Genomic DNA, 17,592 nt, shown 5'->3' on the forward strand with positions numbered 1-17,592 from the left:
ATGACCATGGCGATTGTTCCTGCGCAGGCCGGACGCGTATCGGGGATCTTCTGGCGCCGGCCGGCGCTGGGCCTGTTTTTGCTGCTGCTTGGGCCGTTGATGTGGTTTGGCATCGTCTATCTGGGATCGCTGCTGACCCTGCTGTGGCAGAGTATCTATACTTTTGACGACTTCACCATGTCGGTGACCAGCGACTTCACGCTGGCCAATCTGCAGGCGCTGTTCAACCCTGCCAACTACGACATTATCGTTCGCACCCTGGTCATGGCGCTGTGCGTGACGCTGGCCAGTGCCCTGCTGGCGCTGCCGATGGCCTGGTATATGGCGCGCTACACCAGCGGAAAAATGAAGGCCTTCTTTTATATCGCGGTCATGTTGCCGATGTGGGCCAGCTATATCGTCAAAGCCTACGCGTGGGTGCTGCTGTTAGCCAAAGATGGCGTGGCGCAGTGGTTTCTCGGCCATCTCGGGCTGGAAGGGGCGCTGAACGCTCTGCTGACCGTCCCGGCGGTGGGCGGCAACACCTTATCCACCTCCGGACTCGGACGCTTCCTGGTCTTCGTCTACATCTGGCTGCCTTTTATGATCCTGCCGGTGCAGGCGGCGCTGGAGCGTATCCCGGGCTCTTTGCTGCAGGCCTCGGCCGATCTTGGCGCCGCCCCGCGGCAGACCTTCCGCTACGTGGTCCTGCCGCTGGCTATTCCCGGGATTGCCGCCGGGTCGATCTTCACCTTTTCGCTGACGCTGGGCGATTTTATCGTGCCGCAGCTGGTCGGCCCGCCGGGGTACTTTATCGGCAATATGGTTTACTCGCAGCAGGGGGCGATCGGCAATATGCCGATGGCGGCGGCGTTTACCCTCGTGCCGATCGTGCTGATTGCCCTTTATCTGGCGTTCGTGAAACGTCTGGGAGCCTTCGATGCACTCTGAACGCGCACCCTGGTATCTGAAACTGGCGACATGGGGCGGGGTGGTTTTTCTCCACTTTCCGCTGCTGATCATCGCCATCTATGCTTTTAACACGGAAGATGCCGCCTTCAGTTTTCCGCCGCAGGGGCTGACGCTGCGCTGGTTCAGCGAGGCGGCAGGGCGCAGCGATATTCTGGAGGCAGTGACGTTGTCACTTAAAATTGCCGCCCTGTCGACGGCCATTGCCTTAGTGCTTGGCACGCTTGCTGCAGGAGCCCTGTGGCGGAGCACCTTTTTTGGTAAGAACGCGGTGTCGCTACTGCTGCTGCTGCCCATCGCCCTGCCGGGGATTATTACCGGCCTGGCGCTCCTGACCGCCTTTAAAGCGGTCGGCCTTGAGCCTGGTCTGCTGACCATCGTGGTGGGGCACGCGACCTTCTGCGTGGTGGTGGTGTTTAACAACGTCATCGCCCGCTTCCGCCGGACCTCCTGGAGCCTGGTGGAGGCCTCGATGGATTTGGGGGCGACCGGCTGGCAGACCTTTCGCTACGTGGTGCTGCCCAATCTGGGATCGGCACTGCTGGCGGGCGGGATGCTGGCATTCGCCCTGTCATTTGATGAAATCATCGTCACGACTTTTACCGCGGGGCATGAGCGAACTTTGCCGCTGTGGTTACTGAATCAGCTGGGGCGGCCGCGAGATGTGCCCGTCACCAACGTTGTCGCGCTGTTGGTGATGCTGGTAACAACGATACCAATCTTAGGGGCCTGGTGGCTCACCCGCGACGGCGATAACGTCGCCGGAAACGGGAAATAAAACCATGAAACAGGATAATGCTATGCAACACAACCTCTTGATAAACGGTAAGTTAGTGGCAGGTGAAGGCGAGAAGGTGCCGGTATACAACCCTGCGACCGGCGATGTGATCCTGGAGATTGCCGAAGCGACAGCGGCCCAGGTGGATGCCGCCGTTGAGGCGGCGGATCGGGCGTTCGACGCCTGGAGCCAGACGACGCCGAAAACGCGCGCGGAATGTCTGCTGAAGCTGGCGGATGCCATCGCGGCGCAGGCGGAGACCCTGGCGCAGCTGGAGTCGCTGAACTGCGGCAAGCCGCTGCACTGCGTGCTTAACGATGAGATGCCGGCCATTGCGGACGTTTTCCGCTTCTTCGCCGGCGCCGCCCGCTGCCTGCCGGGAATGGCGGCCGGAGAGTATCTGGAAGGGCATACCTCGATGATCCGTCGCGACCCGGTGGGCGTGGTGGCCTCCATCGCGCCGTGGAACTATCCCCTGATGATGGCGGCCTGGAAGCTGGGCCCGGCGCTGGCGGCAGGCAACTGCGTGGTGCTAAAACCCTCAGAGATCACCCCGCTGACGGCGCTGAAGCTGGCTGAGCTGGCAAAAGATATTTTCCCGGAAGGGGTGGTCAACGTACTGTTCGGCCGCGGCAAAACGGTGGGCGATCCGCTGACCGCCCACGCGAAAGTGCGAATGGTTTCCCTGACCGGGTCGATTGCCACCGGCGCGCATATCATCGGCCATACCGCCTCGTCGATTAAACGTACCCATATGGAGCTGGGCGGTAAGGCGCCGGTCATCGTCTTTGACGACGCGGATATCGATGCGGTGGTGGATGGCGTTCGGACCTTCGGGTTTTACAACGCCGGCCAGGACTGTACGGCCGCCTGCCGGATCTACGCCCAACAGGGTATTTATGAGCAGCTGGTGGAGAAGCTCGGGGCGGCGGTGGCCAGCCTGAAAATGGGGGCGCCGGAGGATGCCGCCACCGAGCTGGGACCGCTGAGCTCGCTGGCCCATCTTGAGCGCGTTAGCGCCGCGGTGGAAGCCGCCAAGGCGCTACCGCATATTAAAGTGGTGACCGGCGGCAATCGGGTGGACGGCGCGGGCTATTATTTCCAGCCGACGCTGCTCGCCGGCGCCCGGCAGGAAGACGCCATCGTGCAGCGCGAAGTGTTTGGCCCGGTGGTCAGCGTGACGCCTTTCAGCGATGAAGCGCAGGCCCTGAGCTGGGCAAATGACTCCCAGTATGGTCTGGCCTCTTCGGTGTGGACGAAAGATGTTGGCCGCGCCCACCGGCTCAGCGCCAGGCTGCAGTACGGCTGCACCTGGGTCAACACCCACTTTATGTTGGTGAGTGAAATGCCGCATGGCGGCCAGAAGCTGTCGGGCTATGGGAAAGACATGTCGATGTATGGCCTTGAGGATTACACCGTGGTCCGCCATGTGATGGTTAAACATGGCTAACGGATTGACCCATAAGCGGCAGCGAATGATTACGCAATGGGTGTGTTAGTTCGCTAATAGTCACGATGGCAAAAATAGTTAAAACTCGCGGCGGGGAATGTGAGATTATTCTGATACCCCTTCAAGAGCTAAGCCATCGTGAGTGCCGGAGATAAGCGCCGGATGGGGTTCGCCAGTCACCCTGGGCGCGTCGCGCCCGGCGGGTGAGGCGGCAACGTCGCGGTTTGCGACCCAATACCGGCCCCTGCCTGATGGCAGGGGCTTTTTTTATGTCCGCACTAAGCCAGGAAGAGGAGTCTGCCAGCGATGCTGGCGCAGGAAGGAAATCGCATTAACCGTGTTCAGCGCTTGGTTTTTTTGCTCGGCAAGCTGGCGCTGCGACGGTCCCGTATATAGGAAATAAGATTATACACCGCCGCGACCAGCAGGATCAGCGCGATGACCAGGGTGATGATTCCGGACATATCCACCTCGAAATAGAAAAGCGCACAGCGCTAAAAACATTACCAATAGTTATGAATGTAAGTATTCTCTGAAGAGAAGGCAAATGATATTTGTTGTCATTTAGCGCTATTGGGGGCCCTCGCCAGCGAGGCCTGACATGAAAAGGTTAAGTTACAACGGCTTGTAGCCGCCTTTTATCTTATTAAGATCCAGCGCCTGCGCGGTATATCGCATTTTCGGCCAACGCGCGTTAATCTTTTGGTTTGCGATTGGCGTAATATTATCTTTATCAGACGAATCAGATTGCGCTGAACAGAAACTATTTCACGACGATAAATAAGGCTTTTATATTTACGGTTAACGGGTAATATTTATTCGCAATATTTAATAACCGGCGCGTCAAGCCGCCATGCGTGCCAGCGCGGTGGCGCATGCTCCCGGGTTTGACTTTCCGCCGCCGCTCATGCGATCATTTCACGCATATTCGGTTTTAACGTTGATGTCGCTGTGAAAATTTTTGCTTTTATTCTGCTGGCTGTCGGCACCGTGGCGCTGAGCTATGGTAACGCGCCGGCAAAACGTATTCAGGGCTGTGAGAGCGCGGGAGTGGGGCAGGCCGTTTGCGCCGCCGCCGAATGGGATAGTGAGAAAGTGAATGTTTTGCCTCATTATAACCCTGCGCTAAACAAGGTTATTTTCGCAGGCCACTCAGCCCGTATTGTTTATGACCCTAATATAGGCGCGAGCCTCCGCACGTAAAAAAGCAGCCCAGAGGGCTGCTTTTTTAGGTTTCGTTGCTGAGTAAAATGATTAAAACCAGCCAAATCTCACCGACAGCAGGCTGATAAGCGCGAACGCGGCGCAGACATTAATCATAACGACGGTCTTGCTGGAGACATCCATAACGCCACCTTAATGAGTAAGTCCCTAAAGGTATAGTACGGCGGGCGCGGTTGCGCTATCGGATTAAGACGAATCGGGCTTTGTTCTGAATATTCAGCCCGATTCTGAATTTGTTATACAGGTATCTCTGAATCACGACGTCATGGCAGATAATTATCCCACCATGGAACGCTCCTCAGGGAAGGAAAACGAAGAATGACGTTATATCAAAAAATGTTGGTGTTTTACGCCATTATGGGCGTGATCTGCGCCGTAATTAGCTGGTTTTTAACCAAAGAGAGCCGGGTAATCCGCCTGCTGGCGGCCCTGTTGATCGGCGCCACCTGGCCGTTCAGCTTCCCGATGGCGCTCCTCGTCTCGCTGTTTTAACGCTCCGGCGGCGGACGACAGAAAAGGGTGGCGGCAAGGATAAGGTTACTGTATAAAAACACAGTAACCTTATCATGGAGGCAAACAGGTGAACGGTTTCTTTTCGTCCGTCGCAGGCGCCACATTGCGTTGGCTCGATCTTCCGGGAGAGGGGCTTCCGCTGGTGTTTATCCACGGCCTCGGCTGCGCGTCATCTTACGACTACCCCCGCGTCGCCAGCGCCCCCGCGCTCAACGGGCGGCGCAAAATACTTATTGATCTACCGGGCTTCGGCTACAGCGATAAACCGCACGACTTTAGTTACAACATACATAGACAAGCGCAAGCAGTGGAGCAAGTCCTCGACCACCTGCGCCTGCAGCGCTTCGCGCTGTACGGGCATAGCATGGGGGGAAGCATCGCCATTGAAGCGGCAGGGTTGCTGGCGGAGCGGGTGACGACGCTGCTGGTTTCTGAACCCAACCTGTTCGCCGGAGGCGGTGAGTACAGCATGCGCATAGCGGCGCAGTCAGAGGCGGCCTTTATCGCCGAAGGTTACGCCAGGATGCTGGCGGAAGAGCGCTCGCCCTGGGCCGGCTGTTTGCAAAACAGCGCCCCCTGGGCCGTCTGGCGAGCCGCCAGCAGCCTGATACACGGCAGCGACACCCCCTGGTTTACTCAGCTCTGCCAGCTGCGCTGTCAGAAGATGCTGATCGTCGGCGAGCAGTCGCTCCCTTATGCGGATATCGAACGGGTAGAGGCGCAAGGGATCCCGGTCGGGATTGTGCCCCACGCGGGGCACTCGATGGCGTGGGAAAACCCGGAAGGGCTGGCGCAGCTCATCGCCAGCCACGGCTAAGGGGGAGTCGGCGTCAGAATGGCAGTTCGCGAGGCTGGGTCTGGAGCGTTATCCAGCGCAGCTCGGTAAATTCAGCAATCCCGGCCCGACCGCCGAACCGGCCATAGCCGGAGGCTTTGCAACCGCCAAACGGCATTTGCGCTTCATCATGAACGGTTGGACCATTGATATGGCAAATGCCGGTTTGCAGACGTTGCGCCAGGTTCCACGCTCTGGCGCTGTCGCGGCTGTAGACCGCAGCGGAAAGGCCATAGTCGCTGTCGTTGGCTACCACCAGCGCCTCTTCGTCGTTATTAACGCGAATAATCGCTTTTACCGGGCCGAAGGACTCTTCGTTCCACAGCCGCATCTCGCGGGTGACGCCGTCCAGCAAGGTAGGCGCCATGTGGGTATCGCTGGCTTTACCGCCGGTCAGCAGGCGGGCGCCTTTGACTAAGGCATCGTCGATTAACGCGTTGCAGCGGGTGACGGTGTTCATGTCGACCACCGGGCCGGTCAGGCTGGCGGGGAGAGAAGCGGCGCGCCTGGTCAGCAGAGGGATAAAGCGCTCCGCCACGGCGTTGTCGACAATAATGCGCTCGGTGGACATGCAGATCTGTCCGGCGTTGGCGAAGGCGCCAAAAATGGCGCCCGCCGCCGCCTGCTCAATGTCGGCATCGTCGAGGACCAGCAGCGGCGCTTTGCCACCGAGCTCCAGCACCGCCGGTTTCAGATACTGCCCGCAGGTGCGGGCGATAATCCGCCCCACCGGCGTGGAGCCGGTAAAGTTGACGCGCCGCACCGCCGGATGGGCGATCAGCGACTCCACCAGCGCCGGCGCGTCTTGAGGCGCGCAGGTTAGATAGTTCACCACGCCCGGCGGGAAGCCCGCCGCGTCGAGGGCGTCGATAATCAATCCTTGTGTAGCCGGAGAGAGCTCAGCGCCCTTGAGGATCACCGTGTTGCCGCAGGCCAGCGGCGTCGCTAGCGCCCGGGTGGCAAGGATCAGCGGCGCGTTCCACGGCGCCATGCCCAGCACCACGCCGGCACCCTGGCGGACCCCCATCGCCAGATTGCCCGGCACGTTGGATGGAATGATCTGCCCTTCGATCTGGGTGGTCAGCGCCGCCGCTTCGCGCAGGATATCGGCCGCCAGATGGACGTTAAATCCCGCCCAGTGGGCGGTGGCGCCGGTCTCCGCCGCCATGGCGGCGATAAATTTAGCTTCCCGCAGCAGCATATGCTCCGCCGCGTCGAGCAGTAAGCGTCGCCGTTCCGCCGGGGATGTATCGCGCCACTGCGGGAAGGCGCTGGCCGCGGCCTCGACGCAGCGTTTACCGTCGACGAGGCTGGCGGCAGCGGCAACCGAGGCGACGTCATCGTGGGCAGGGTGGCGCCGGGTAAAGGTCCGACGGTCTTCGGCATCGTGCCACTGGCCGTCAAGGTACAGATTGCAGGTGATTGTCATGGGGGTAACCTCTTATTCTGCGGTTCCTCCAGTGTACCGGTCGCGGCTGGCGGCGAGCGTGAGCGGGGCGGTTATCGCACATTTTTTTGCCGGAATTGTGCGTAGCTCACAACATCCCAACCGTACCTGGCGCAAAAAGCAGCGCGACGCCGATTAAACCAGCAAATTCAGCGCGATTGGCATAAGGTGATAGCCATTGATTATTTGCCGGGGGCCAGGGGCTGTGCTGTTATTACGGTTCTTATAATCAATAATCAGGACTTATAACCATGTCTACAGGGAAAACCACGCTGGCGCTGCTGCTGAGCGCGCTGCTGCCGGCCAGCGCCGCATGGGCCGCGGGCAATGACACGCTGGTCTATTGCTCAGAGGCCTCCCCGGAGTCCTTCAACCCGCAGATCGCCAGCTCCGGCCCGTCGTTCGTCGCCAGCTCGCAGGTGCTGTATAACCGCCTGGTCACCTTTGACCCGGTGAAGAACACGCCGATCCCGTCGCTGGCCACCGAGTGGCACGTCTCTGAAGATGGCAAAACCTGGACCTTCACGCTGCGTCAGGGGGTGAAGTTCAACAGCAATAAATTCTTCAAACCGACCCGCGATTTTAACGCCGACGACGTCCTGTTTTCGGTACTGCGCCAGATGGATCCTCAGCATCCTTATCACAAGGTGTCGCAGGGGAACTATGAGTACTTCCACGACGTGGGCCTCGATAAGCTGATTAAGTCGGTTAAAAAGGTCGATGACTATCACGTCCAGTTTGTGCTCAATCAGCCGAACGCGGCGTTTCTTGCCGACTGGGGAATGGACTTCGCCTCTATTCTGTCGGCGGAATATGGCGAGGCGATGCTGAAGAAAGGAACGCCAGAAAACGTCGATAACTGGCCTGTCGGCACCGGACCCTATGCTCTGCAGCAGTATAAAGTGGATTCGCAAATCCGCTATATCGCCAATCCCCACTACTGGGAAGGCGAGGTGCCGACGAAGCACCTGATCTTCTCCATCACGCCGAACGTCGAGACCCGACTGGCTAAACTGCAGACTAACGAGTGCCAGATTATTCCGGCGCCTTCGCCGGTACAGTTCCCGGTGATCAAGGGCAATAACGATCTGACGCTGCACGCCGTCGAGGCGCTGAACGTCGGCTATCTGGCGTTCAACACCGAGAAAAAACCGTTTGATAATGTGCTGGTGCGCCAGGCGTTAAACTACGCCACCGACAAACAGGCCATCGTCAGGGCGGTGTTCCTCGATTCCGGTACGGTGGCGAAGTCGCCGATCCCATCCACCATGCTCGGGTATAAAAAAGACCTCCCGGACTACGACTACGATCCGCAGAAAGCGAAGGCGCTGCTAAAACAGGCGGGTCTGGAGCAAGGGGCGGAAGTGACCCTGTGGTCGATGCCGGTTCAGCGGCCCTACAACCCGAACTCAAAACGCATTGCTGAAATGATCCAAAACGACTGGGCGAAAGTCGGGGTGAAAGCGAAGATCGTCAGCTATGAGTGGGGCGAATACCTGGCCGGCATGCGTAAAGGCGAACACGACAGCGCCCTGTACGGCTGGATGTCAGACAATGGCGACCCGGACAACTTTGCCGGCACGCTGCTCAGCTGTGATAATATCCAGACCGGCTCTAATGCCGCCCGCTGGTGCGATAAGTCGTATGACGCGCTGGTGAAGAAAGCTCTGCTGGTGAGCGATCCGCAGGCGCGCGCCAAACTCTACGAACAGGCGCAAGAGATCCTTTACCAGCAGGCGCCGTGGATCACCCTGGCGACCGGCAAGACCTTCTATGCCACCCGCAGCAACGTCAGCGGCTACACTGTGAGCATGATGGGGAGCGATTTTTCCAAAGCGAAGCTGAATTAAGTGAAAGGAGAACAGAATGGCACATCTGGATGAGGTCATCGTTAAAGTCGATGACATCCTTGCCGAGGGCGTTATCGCGCATATGAATGAGCTGCTGATCGCCCTGAGCGATGACGCGCAGCTCAGTCGTGAGGAACGCTATACTCAACAGCAGCGCCTGCGCACCGCCATCGCTCACCATGGGCGACAGCATCAGGAAGAGCAGGACGCGCGCCGCGAGCAGTTGACCAAAGGCGGCGCGATCCTCTGAACAGGCGCTCAGAACTGGCGTCTGGCCACCAGCCAGGCGCCCACCACCAGCATCACCGCGCCGCATAATGGCCCGATTAGCGCCCGCAGCGGTACGCCGTGGGCGCGAATTAAATCCATGATCAACCCGCCGACCAGTTGGCTGGCCACCAGTACCGCGATGGTGGTGGCTGCGCCCACGGTCTGATAGCCGCTGATGCTGGCGAAGACGAAAAAGGATCCCAGCATGCCGGGGATCAGCGTCCACCACTTCACGTTCAGGGCCAGCTCATGAAAGCCGGCGACACCCTGGCGCAGCAGCAACAAGGTCACGAAAATAACGATACCTACCAGCGAATTGAGCAGCATGGCGATGAGGATCGTCGACACCGACTGGGTGATGCGCACCATCAGGGTGTTCTGCACCACCAGGCCTACGCCGGCGGCCACCAGAAAGGCGAGGGTAAGCGACCCATTCATGCCTGGCCGTCCGGGTCCTGGCGCGCATCAAGCTGCAGCTGCATAAAGGTCAGATCCAGCCAGCGACCAAATTTGGTTCCCACCTGCGGCATCTGCCCGGTGGTGATAAAGCCCAGCGTTTCATGCAGGTGCAGCGAGGCGTGGTTCTGCGACTCGATCCCGGCGACCATCACATGTTTATTCAGCCGACGCGCTTCGGCGATCAAGGCGACCAGAAGTTTGCGGCCCAGGCCTTTCCCCTGGTGCTCGGGGTGAACGTACACCGAATGCTCCACGGTGTGGCGAAAGCCGTCAAACGCGCGCCAGTCGCCAAAGGAGGAATAGCCGGTGATGACGCCGTTTTCCTCGCTCACCAGCACCGGAAAGCCTGCCAGCTGGCGGGCTTCAAACCATGCGATGCGGTTGTCGGTATCCACGGTTTTGTCATTCCAGATAGCGGCGGTATGCACGACGGCGTGGTTATAGATCTCGGCGATCGCCGCGCAATCGTCTTTAATGGCAGGGCGGATGGACATAGCAAACCTCAGTTTTCGTACACTATAGTAGTACGATATTATTACAATAATGAACGCTACGCTGTCATCCGTTTTCAGCAAATTTTTTCCTGATGGGCCAGGGGTTACGCGGCACGACGGGCGGTTGTGTAATGCCTGTGCGCACACTATAGTGTTACGTTATGAATACTATAGAAGACAACCTCAATCAGCGTATCAGCGCGCGCATCCGCATCGAGCGCGAATCCCGTGGCTGGTCGCTGAACGACCTGGCCGAACGGGCGGGCGCCTCGCGGGCGATGATCCATAAAATCGAGCGCGGCGAAAGCAGCCCGACGGCGTCGATGCTGGGCCGCCTTTCCGGCGCCTTCGGCATCAGTATGTCGACCCTGATCGCCAGGGCGGAAATGCAGGAAGGCAAGCTGCTGCGTTTTGCCAGCCAGCCGGTATGGCACGACCCGCAAAGCCACTATCTCCGCCGCCACGTTTCGCCGCGCAGCGATCTGCCCATTGACCTGGTGCAGATCGAGCTGCCGCCCGGCAGCGATGTGCCGATGCCGGCTTCGTCCTATGCGCTGGCACGCCAGCTGATCTGGCTGCAGCGGGGCGAGCTGGTGTTCCTGGAAGGGAATACCCGCCACGAGATGCAGACCGGGGACTGTCTGGAGCTCGGCCCACCGAACGACTGCCGCTTTATCAATGAATCCGCAGAGACCTGCGTCTATCTGGTGGTGCGCCTTAATCAATCGCCATCCGGCTCTTAATGATAAAGCGCATTGCGCATAAAGCAGCTAGCCTCAGTACTGTCTGCTAACAAGAGGAGTTTGCTATGTCAGAACAACCGCAACGCCATCGCCGCTGGGTACTGGCTTCCCGTCCCCATGGTGAACCGACGGCAGAGCATTTCCGCCTGGAAGAGCGCGAGGTGCCCACCCCGGGGCCGGGTCAGGTTCTGCTGCGTACCGTTTATTTATCGCTGGATCCCTATATGCGCGGGCGGATGAGCGACGCGCCGTCCTATTCACCGCCGGTGGCCATCGGCGCGGTGATGGTGGGAGGGACCGTGAGTCGCGTCGTGACCTCGCAGCATGATGATTTTCAACCCGGCGACTGGGTGCTGGGCTACAGCGGCTGGCAGGATTATGAGCTTTCCGACGGCAGCGGGCTGGTGAAGCTGGGGGACAACCCGCAGCACCCGTCCTGGTCGCTGGGGGTGCTGGGGATGCCGGGCTTCACCGCCTACATGGGATTACTGGACATTGGCCAGCCGAAGCCGGGTGACACGCTGGTGGTCGCTGCGGCCACCGGGCCGGTGGGCGCTACGGTCGGACAGATCGGCAAAATTAAGGGCTGCCGTACCGTCGGCGTCGCCGGCGGCGCGGAGAAATGTCGCTATGCGGTTGACACCTTAGGCTTTGATGTCTGCCTTGACCATCGCGCGGCGGACTTTGCCGAACAGCTGGCCCAGGCCTGCCCGCAGGGCATTGACGTCTACTACGAAAACGTCGGCGGCAAGGTTTTTGACGCGGTGCTGCCGCTGCTCAACACCGCGGCGCGGGTTCCGGTCTGCGGGCTGGTGAGCGGCTATAACGCCACCGGTCTGCCGGACGGGCCGGACCGTCTGCCGCTGCTGATGGCGACCATCCTCAAGAAACGCATTCGGATGCAGGGCTTTATTATCGGCCAGGATTATGGGCATCGGATCGCGGAATTCCAGCAGCAGATGGGGCGCTGGGTGCAGGAGGGTAAAATTAAATATCGCGAACAGCTGATCGACGGTCTGGAGCAGGCGCCGCAGGCTCTGATCGGCCTGTTGAAAGGTGAAAACTTTGGTAAGGTGGTGATCCGCGTGTCGGCGGATGACTAATACGCCGGGTATAGCCTGAACGCGCCTCTCTCCCGGCCGGGAAGAGAGGCGCTGCATGAATATCAGGCGTAAAAGGCTAACCGCTGGGCGAGCAGATCGACAAAGGCTTCGCGGTCCACATCCAGCATCAGGGTGGTATTGGGCGGATTGCCGGTCAGATGGTAGTAATCGACCACCGTCATCCCCTGGGTATATTTGCCTTCCGTTTCCACGCCGACCCAGCGCTCGATAGTGGTAAAGAGCTCCGGCTTGAGGAGCCAGGCGATGGTGCAGGGGTCGTGCAGCGGCGCGCCGTCGAAGCCCCACTTTTCGTCCTTATGGTAGGCCATAAAGAAGTCGAGCAGTTCGGCGACGATGGTCGATACCGGATTGCCAATCTGGCGGAATCGCTCAATATCCGCAGGAAGGATCTGCGCCCGGTGGGTGACATCCAGGCCTGCCATCACCACCGGGATCCCCGACTGAAAGACCATCTCCGCCGCCTGCGGATCGACGTAGATATTAAACTCCGCCGCCGGCTGCCAGTTGCCCAGCCCCATAGCGCCACCCATGATCACGATGCGGGCGATCTTCGCGTGCAGCTCCGGATGGCTGGCGAGCAGCAACGCCACGTTCGTCTGCGGCCCGGTGGCTACCAGCGTCACCGGCTCCTGACTTTCGCGCAGCACCCTGGCCATCAGCTCGACGGCGGTGCAGTTTTGCGGCGCAAAGGCCGGCTCCGGCAGGTTCGGGCCATCCAGTCCGCTTTCCCCGTGCACGTTATCGGCAATGATCAGATCGCGCATTAACGGCTTCCACGCGCCGCCGGCGACCGGAATATCCGCGCGGTTCAGCAGGGTCAGCATACGCAGCACGTTGCGCAGAGTCTTCTCCGGGGTCTGGTTGCCTGCGGAGGCGGTGACGGCTTTCACCTCCAGCTCCGGCGAGGCGAGGGCGAGGACCAGGGCGATCGCGTCATCATGTCCCGGATCGCAATCAATCATTATCGGCAGTGCCATAGCAGCTCCTTGTTGGCGTTGTTCTGTGACCAGACTAACGCTGAGGCGCGAGGCAGACGAGAAAGTGTGCAGAATAGTGTGATGGCTAGCACGGTTGCAGGGGTAATCGCGCGGTGAGTCGCGGCGGTCCTGCATCATCATGCCTCGCCTTGCGGTGGCGCAAGCTAGCGTCCGGCGCGACGCGATAGAATAAAAATCGCTAATCCTTACGGATATTAATGGTTTGCTTTTCGGCGAGCGGATTCTTATCCTTAAGAAAACTCAAGAGGTTATGACGATGAAAGATGTAGTAGATAAATGCAGCACCAAAGGCTGCGCCATTGATGTCGGGACAATTATTGATAACGAGGACTGCGTCTACCGGGCTGAGAAATTATTCCCGAGCCGCGAGGAAGCGGAGTCAACCGTAGCCGCCGTTCGCGAGCGTGCCGCCGCGGCGGCGCCGGCCAGTGAACCACCGCAGGTTGACTACACGCTCGCCGCCGCCGGCGACGAGGTGAAACTCGATCTGTCCATCGCCTTCTCCTGCCAGGCGGAAAAGATCATTTTCGAATTGTCCCTGAGAAACCTGCTTTAATCAGCGTCCCGGGCGCCAGCGCCTGAGGGTAACGCCTTCGCCCGCCGGTCCGCGGGCGAAGCCGGGCGTTACTCGAAGCGCCAGGCGAGGTTCAGCCCGATACCGTAGTTGCGTCCCGGCGCGGGCTCGTAGTAGCGTCCGTTGGACTCGTTAACGATGACGGACCCGACGTATTCGCGGTCGAACAGGTTGTCGACCCGGCCGAACAGATCCATATCCATCCTGCCATAGCTCCACTTATAGCCGGTCGTCAGGCCGACCACCGTCCAGGAAGGGGCTTTGGCGGTGTTTTCGTCATTCGCCATGATGTCGCTCATGTAGCGAATATCGCTCCCGGCGTACCAGCCCTGCTCCGGCTGATAGCCGAAGGAGGCGTAACCCATATTGCGCGCGATCCCCGGAATACGGTTGCCCTTGCAGCTGGCGTCGCCGCAGACGTTGGTGCGATAGGTCGCATCAAGCCATGTCCAGGCCGCCTTCAGGCGCCAGCTCTCGCCAAACTGCTGATCCAGTCCCAGCTCCATCCCCTGACGACGGGTCTTGCCGGCGTTTTTATAGCTGGTGCGCCCGCCGCTGCTGCTGTCGACCACGATCTCATTATCGGTATCGGTCTGGAACAGGGCGGCGGTGAGCAACCCATTGCCGATCCGCGTCTTGCTGCCGATCTCCACCGTGTCGTTGGTGGAGGGCTTCAGGCCGAAGTTGAGACCGCTCTGGTTATCGGCGCGGTATGACAGCTCGTTAATGGTCGGCGTCTCGAAGCCGCGGCCAGCGGAGAGGTAAACGTTCCAGGCGTCGGTCAGGGCATACTTCAGCGAGCCTGCGGGCAGCCATTTGTGATAGCTGGCATCGCCGCTGTCGTCGCCATTGCCTGGGGTGATGTAGTAATCATTCGAGTCGAACCATACCGAGCTGTAGCGCACCCCGGCATCGAGCGAAAGTTTGTCGATGAGCTGCCACTGGGTTTGCAGGTAAGGGTCGACGTTCCACATCAGGTTACGTTCGTTACGGCGTAGCGCGCCCTGTTCGCCATACTGCGGCGCGCCGTTGACCATCACAAAGTTTTCATAGCCCTTGCGGCGCTCGCTCATGTTCTCGTAGTCAAGACCAGCGGTCAGGGTGACCGGCACCAGCAGCTCGCCGCGATGGGTCAGCCGGGTATCGATCCCCTGGTAGTGGCGGGTGAGGTCGATCACCCCGCCGGCATGGCTCGGCTTCAGCTGCGGCGCGCGCGGGATCGACTGGTACTGGGTGGTTTCGCGTTCCCCGGCGTACATCATGACGCTGAGATCGTCCTGGGCGCTCAGCTGGCGCTCGTAGCGCAGGCCAGCCTGGGTCTGCCGGGTATCCTTGCGGGTATTATACTGGTCGCCGCGCGGCGACTGGCGCGGGTTATCGCGCCATTCATCGGCGGTTAAGCCGCCGGCGTCATTGGCTTTGATATCAACGCTGTTCAGCAGCAGCGTCAGCTTACTGACGTCGTTGATGCGCACCCCCAGCCGGGCGTTGGCCAGATTTTTGCGCGCGCCGCTGTGATCGCGATAGCCATGGGTGGTGAAGCGGTTAGTCGACACCGTGTAATCCACATCGCCTGCGTGGCTGCCGTCGCCAACGGCGCCGGTGGCTTTCATCCCATAGTGCCAGGTGCCGAAGCTGCCATAGTAACTGCTGGCTTCCACGGTGGGCGGCTGGGTGCCGGTCTGGCTGGTGACATTGATCACCCCGCCGGACGAGTTACCGTAGAGGGCAGAGAAGGGGCCGCGCAGCACCTCCAGGGTGTCGACGCTACCGATATCGATATTGGAGGTCTGCCCCTGGCCGTCGGGCATGGTCGCCGGGATGCCGTCCACATAGATGCGCAGCCCGCGCACGCCGTAGGTAGAGCGGGAGCCAAAGCCGCGAATCGACAGCTGCAGATCCTGGGCATAGTTTTGTCGGTTCTGCACCTGCAGGCCCGGCACGGCGCCCAGCGATTCAGAGAGGTTGACGCGCGGCGCGGCCTGGCGCATCTCATCGCCATTGACCACGCTGACGGCGGCGGGGGTATCCAGTTCAGAAACAGTGGTTGGCGCAGCGGTCACCACCATGGTTTGTTCATCGGCGGCCTGGGCGGCGGCGATGAGCGGCAGCAGCAGGGCCGGCAGGGCCGCGTGTCGCACGGATAGGATTTTCATCGATAGTACTCGGGAGACGAACCAAATGGACCATATGTATATATGTTACCCCGTTTGTAAAATATTTGAAAATTATTAACTGCCGTTGGTTAACGGATAGTGCTCCAGGCTGACGAATTTACCGGGCAACAACAATTAGCGCTCCACTTTGAGATGATTAATGATTACTATTCGCATTCAAAATAAGGCAGAGCCATGACTTTGCCGCCGGAAGCGATGTCGGGTCAGCACATACAGGTTCATCAAAGGGAGTCGTCATGTCATTACGTCAGTTTGCCGCGCCGCGTCTGCGCCATTCACTGTTATTCACTTCTCTGCTGCTGGCAGGCAGCTTTAGCGCCCACGCCGCGGAAGAGATGCTGCGCAAGGCCGTCGGGAAAGGGGCCTACGAAATGGCCTACAGCCAGCAGGAGAACGCGCTGTGGGTCGCCACTTCGCAAAGTCGTTCGCTGGACAAAGGGGGGATTGTTTATCGTCTTGACCCCACCACCCTCGACGTGACGCAGATTATTCACAACGATCTGAAGCCGTTTGGCGCCGCTATCAACCATGCCACCGGTACGCTGTGGTTTGGTAATACCGTCGACAGCACCGTCACCGCCATTGACGCCAAAACCGGCGCAGTGAAGGGCCGACTGGTGCTGGACGAGCGTCAGCGCAGTGAAACCGTGCGCCCGCTGCAGCCGCGCGAGCTGGCGGTCAATGAGCAGACCAACACTATCTACATTACCGGTCTGGGCAAAGAGAGCGTGATTTGGGTGGTGGATGGCGCTACCCTGAAGCTGAAAACGACGATTACCGGCACCGGGGCGATGGCCACCGGCCTGGCGATCGATCCGCAGGCGAAACGCCTTTATACCACCAATGCCGACGGCGAACTGCTGACCATCGACAGCGAGAGCAACACCATTGTGTCGCGCAAAAAATTGCTGGATGACGGCAAGGCGCATTTCTACCTTAACCTGAGCCTCGATACCGCCGGCCACCGCGCCTTTATTACCGACAGCAAGCAGCCGGAAGTGCTGGTGGTCGATACCCGCGACGGCAAAGTGCTGGAGAAAATCACCGCGCCGGAATCGCTGGCGGTGCTGTTTAACCCCACCCGCAACGAAGCCTATGTGACGCACCGTAAGGCGGGGGAAGTGAGCGTTATCGACGGCAAGAGCTATAAGGTGGTGAAGACCTTTAAAACGCCGACCCATCCCAACAGCCTGGCGCTCTCTGATGACGGCAAAACGCTGTACGTCAGCGTGAAACAAGCATCCAGCCGTGAGAAAGAGGCCACGGCGCCGGACGATGTGATCCGCATCGCCCTGTAAGCTCCCGGGCGCGACGACCATCGTCACCGGTGGTTGCGCCCGGCATCTCACCCTCTGTTACAAACGCGTATTGGCCTGATAAACCTGAAGGTTATACACTTAACGCTTTCCCGCCTCGCGCGGGCAGTGGTAATCAGTGGAGATAAAATGAAAAAACCATTCATGGTGATTTGCGCCGGCGCGATGCTGGCGCTGCTGGCCGGCTGTTCGTCCAACTACGTTATGACCACCAAAAGCGGACAGACGATCGTCACCCACGGCAAGCCGCAGCTGGATAAAGAAACGGGGATGACCAGCTATATCGATGAGTCTGGTAATAAGCGGGAAATTAACAGCAGCGACGTGTCGCAGCTGGTTGAGGATAACTAAGTCCTGACCTCCCGGTTTGCCCGCGATGGACAAACCGGGAG

General features: G+C 59.6%; 20 protein-coding genes. 13 read left to right on the forward strand and 7 right to left on the reverse strand.

Features of this window, described 5'->3' with window-relative positions:
• Genes L2I46_RS02505 through patD form a run of 3 tightly spaced genes read left to right on the forward strand, consistent with a single transcriptional unit; the run spans position 1 to position 3,176 of the window.
• Positions 1–930: an ABC transporter permease gene (locus L2I46_RS02505; RefSeq protein WP_004202776.1), complete on the forward strand. Its 930-nt coding sequence runs from the start codon at positions 1–3 to the stop codon at positions 928–930.
• Positions 920–1,726 (forward strand): ABC transporter permease, encoded by an 807-nt coding sequence (locus tag L2I46_RS02510; RefSeq protein WP_017900483.1) that lies wholly within the window; start codon positions 920–922, stop codon positions 1,724–1,726. The genes L2I46_RS02505 and L2I46_RS02510 overlap by 11 nt, the downstream gene beginning before the upstream one ends.
• A 22-nt stretch (positions 1,727–1,748) precedes the next feature.
• Positions 1,749–3,176 (forward strand): aminobutyraldehyde dehydrogenase, encoded by a 1,428-nt coding sequence (gene patD, locus L2I46_RS02515; RefSeq protein WP_032453086.1) that lies wholly within the window; start codon positions 1,749–1,751, stop codon positions 3,174–3,176.
• Between the two features lie 341 nt (positions 3,177–3,517).
• Here the strand turns inward: patD and L2I46_RS02520 are convergent, their stop codons facing one another.
• Positions 3,518–3,640: a small membrane protein gene (locus tag L2I46_RS02520; RefSeq protein WP_004175940.1), complete on the reverse strand. Its 123-nt coding sequence runs from the start codon at positions 3,638–3,640 to the stop codon at positions 3,518–3,520.
• Positions 3,641–4,127: 487 nt separating this feature from the next.
• On the opposite strand from L2I46_RS02520, the gene L2I46_RS02525 reads away from it, so the two are divergent.
• Positions 4,128–4,379 carry a hypothetical protein gene (locus L2I46_RS02525; RefSeq protein WP_032453085.1) on the forward strand — a complete coding sequence of 84 codons (252 nt, stop codon included), beginning with the start codon at positions 4,128–4,130 and terminating at the stop codon, positions 4,377–4,379.
• A gap of 51 nt (positions 4,380–4,430) precedes the next feature.
• Here the strand turns inward: L2I46_RS02525 and yncL are convergent, their stop codons facing one another.
• On the reverse strand, positions 4,431–4,523 hold the full coding sequence (gene yncL, locus L2I46_RS02530) for a stress response membrane protein YncL (protein WP_002906891.1): 93 nt from the start codon (positions 4,521–4,523) through the stop codon (positions 4,431–4,433).
• Between the two features lie 195 nt (positions 4,524–4,718).
• On the opposite strand from yncL, the gene L2I46_RS02535 reads away from it, so the two are divergent.
• The gene (locus L2I46_RS02535; protein WP_008804686.1) at positions 4,719–4,892 is read left to right on the forward strand and encodes a GhoT/OrtT family toxin; all 174 of its coding nucleotides are present in this window, start codon (positions 4,719–4,721) and stop codon (positions 4,890–4,892) included.
• A gap of 88 nt (positions 4,893–4,980) precedes the next feature.
• Positions 4,981–5,730 carry an alpha/beta fold hydrolase gene (locus L2I46_RS02540; protein WP_032453084.1) on the forward strand — a complete coding sequence of 250 codons (750 nt, stop codon included), beginning with the start codon at positions 4,981–4,983 and terminating at the stop codon, positions 5,728–5,730.
• Between the two features lie 13 nt (positions 5,731–5,743).
• On the opposite strand, the gene L2I46_RS02545 is transcribed toward L2I46_RS02540, so the two are convergent.
• Positions 5,744–7,177, reverse strand: coding sequence for an aldehyde dehydrogenase (locus L2I46_RS02545; RefSeq protein ID WP_065804995.1), 1,434 nt, complete (start codon positions 7,175–7,177; stop codon positions 5,744–5,746).
• A gap of 269 nt (positions 7,178–7,446) precedes the next feature.
• Between L2I46_RS02545 and L2I46_RS02555 the strand changes: the two genes are divergently transcribed.
• Together L2I46_RS02555 and L2I46_RS02560 are read left to right on the forward strand one after the other, a co-directional pair.
• Positions 7,447–9,045: an ABC transporter substrate-binding protein gene (locus L2I46_RS02555; RefSeq protein WP_272909651.1), complete on the forward strand. Its 1,599-nt coding sequence runs from the start codon at positions 7,447–7,449 to the stop codon at positions 9,043–9,045.
• Positions 9,046–9,061: 16 nt separating this feature from the next.
• A complete protein-coding gene (locus L2I46_RS02560; RefSeq protein WP_023289889.1) occupies positions 9,062–9,295 on the forward strand; it encodes a YdcY family protein in 234 nt (77 codons plus the stop codon).
• Positions 9,296–9,303: 8 nt separating this feature from the next.
• Here the strand turns inward: L2I46_RS02560 and L2I46_RS02565 are convergent, their stop codons facing one another.
• Complete coding sequence (locus L2I46_RS02565; RefSeq protein WP_023289888.1) at positions 9,304–9,753, reverse strand: DMT family transporter; 450 nt, start codon at positions 9,751–9,753, stop codon at positions 9,304–9,306.
• Positions 9,750–10,268 carry a GNAT family N-acetyltransferase gene (locus tag L2I46_RS02570; RefSeq protein WP_023289887.1) on the reverse strand — a complete coding sequence of 173 codons (519 nt, stop codon included), beginning with the start codon at positions 10,266–10,268 and terminating at the stop codon, positions 9,750–9,752. The genes L2I46_RS02565 and L2I46_RS02570 overlap by 4 nt, the downstream gene beginning before the upstream one ends.
• 161 nt (positions 10,269–10,429) lie before the next feature.
• On the opposite strand from L2I46_RS02570, the gene L2I46_RS02575 reads away from it, so the two are divergent.
• Together L2I46_RS02575 and L2I46_RS02580 are read left to right on the forward strand one after the other, a co-directional pair.
• Complete coding sequence (locus L2I46_RS02575; protein WP_023289886.1) at positions 10,430–11,011, forward strand: helix-turn-helix domain-containing protein; 582 nt, start codon at positions 10,430–10,432, stop codon at positions 11,009–11,011.
• Positions 11,012–11,076: 65 nt separating this feature from the next.
• Positions 11,077–12,114 (forward strand): NADP-dependent oxidoreductase, encoded by a 1,038-nt coding sequence (locus L2I46_RS02580; RefSeq protein WP_044523497.1) that lies wholly within the window; start codon positions 11,077–11,079, stop codon positions 12,112–12,114.
• Positions 12,115–12,176: 62 nt separating this feature from the next.
• Here L2I46_RS02580 and rihA read toward each other — a convergent pair whose 3' ends face one another.
• Complete coding sequence (gene rihA / locus L2I46_RS02585) at positions 12,177–13,112, reverse strand: pyrimidine-specific ribonucleoside hydrolase RihA (RefSeq protein WP_023289884.1); 936 nt, start codon at positions 13,110–13,112, stop codon at positions 12,177–12,179.
• A gap of 277 nt (positions 13,113–13,389) precedes the next feature.
• Here rihA and L2I46_RS02590 point away from each other — a divergent pair, with 277 nt between their 5' ends.
• Positions 13,390–13,689, forward strand: a complete 300-nt coding sequence (locus L2I46_RS02590) for a DUF406 domain-containing protein (protein WP_020481014.1) — start codon at positions 13,390–13,392, stop codon at positions 13,687–13,689.
• A gap of 68 nt (positions 13,690–13,757) precedes the next feature.
• Here the strand turns inward: L2I46_RS02590 and pqqU are convergent, their stop codons facing one another.
• On the reverse strand, positions 13,758–15,863 hold the full coding sequence (pqqU, locus tag L2I46_RS02595) for a TonB-dependent receptor PqqU (RefSeq protein WP_236947519.1): 2,106 nt from the start codon (positions 15,861–15,863) through the stop codon (positions 13,758–13,760).
• Between the two features lie 257 nt (positions 15,864–16,120).
• Here pqqU and yncE point away from each other — a divergent pair, with 257 nt between their 5' ends.
• Entirely contained in the window at positions 16,121–17,182 is a 1,062-nt protein-coding gene (gene yncE / locus L2I46_RS02600) for a 7-bladed beta-propeller protein YncE (RefSeq protein WP_032453078.1), read from the forward strand.
• A 147-nt stretch (positions 17,183–17,329) separates the two neighbouring features.
• A complete protein-coding gene (locus L2I46_RS02605) occupies positions 17,330–17,551 on the forward strand; it encodes a YgdI/YgdR family lipoprotein (RefSeq protein ID WP_002906779.1) in 222 nt (73 codons plus the stop codon).
• Positions 17,552–17,592 lie beyond the last annotated feature (41 nt).

It is taken from the genome of Klebsiella sp. 2019SCSN059, from assembly GCF_021739525.1.
GTDB classification, from domain to species: domain Bacteria; phylum Pseudomonadota; class Gammaproteobacteria; order Enterobacterales; family Enterobacteriaceae; genus Klebsiella; species Klebsiella quasipneumoniae.

Excerpts from the sequence above, each read along its gene's own strand:
- L2I46_RS02505 (WP_004202776.1), top strand. The coding sequence starts at position 1 with ATGACCATGGCGATTGTTCCTGCGCAGGCCGGACGCGTATCGGGGATC.
- L2I46_RS02510 (WP_017900483.1), top strand. The coding sequence starts at position 920 with ATGCACTCTGAACGCGCACCCTGGTATCTGAAACTGGCGACATGGGGC.
- patD (WP_032453086.1), top strand. The coding sequence starts at position 1,749 with ATGCAACACAACCTCTTGATAAACGGTAAGTTAGTGGCAGGTGAAGGC.
- L2I46_RS02520 (WP_004175940.1), bottom strand. The coding sequence starts at position 3,640 with ATGTCCGGAATCATCACCCTGGTCATCGCGCTGATCCTGCTGGTCGCG.
- yncL (WP_002906891.1), bottom strand. The coding sequence starts at position 4,523 with ATGGATGTCTCCAGCAAGACCGTCGTTATGATTAATGTCTGCGCCGCG.
- L2I46_RS02535 (WP_008804686.1), top strand. The coding sequence starts at position 4,719 with ATGACGTTATATCAAAAAATGTTGGTGTTTTACGCCATTATGGGCGTG.
- L2I46_RS02545 (WP_065804995.1), bottom strand. The coding sequence starts at position 7,177 with ATGACAATCACCTGCAATCTGTACCTTGACGGCCAGTGGCACGATGCC.
- L2I46_RS02555 (WP_272909651.1), top strand. The coding sequence starts at position 7,447 with ATGTCTACAGGGAAAACCACGCTGGCGCTGCTGCTGAGCGCGCTGCTG.
- L2I46_RS02560 (WP_023289889.1), top strand. The coding sequence starts at position 9,062 with ATGGCACATCTGGATGAGGTCATCGTTAAAGTCGATGACATCCTTGCC.
- L2I46_RS02565 (WP_023289888.1), bottom strand. The coding sequence starts at position 9,753 with ATGAATGGGTCGCTTACCCTCGCCTTTCTGGTGGCCGCCGGCGTAGGC.
- L2I46_RS02570 (WP_023289887.1), bottom strand. The coding sequence starts at position 10,268 with ATGTCCATCCGCCCTGCCATTAAAGACGATTGCGCGGCGATCGCCGAG.
- L2I46_RS02575 (WP_023289886.1), top strand. The coding sequence starts at position 10,430 with ATGAATACTATAGAAGACAACCTCAATCAGCGTATCAGCGCGCGCATC.
- L2I46_RS02580 (WP_044523497.1), top strand. The coding sequence starts at position 11,077 with ATGTCAGAACAACCGCAACGCCATCGCCGCTGGGTACTGGCTTCCCGT.
- rihA (WP_023289884.1), bottom strand. The coding sequence starts at position 13,112 with ATGGCACTGCCGATAATGATTGATTGCGATCCGGGACATGATGACGCG.
- L2I46_RS02590 (WP_020481014.1), top strand. The coding sequence starts at position 13,390 with ATGAAAGATGTAGTAGATAAATGCAGCACCAAAGGCTGCGCCATTGAT.
- pqqU (WP_236947519.1), bottom strand. The coding sequence starts at position 15,863 with ATGAAAATCCTATCCGTGCGACACGCGGCCCTGCCGGCCCTGCTGCTG.
- yncE (WP_032453078.1), top strand. The coding sequence starts at position 16,121 with ATGTCATTACGTCAGTTTGCCGCGCCGCGTCTGCGCCATTCACTGTTA.
- L2I46_RS02605 (WP_002906779.1), top strand. The coding sequence starts at position 17,330 with ATGAAAAAACCATTCATGGTGATTTGCGCCGGCGCGATGCTGGCGCTG.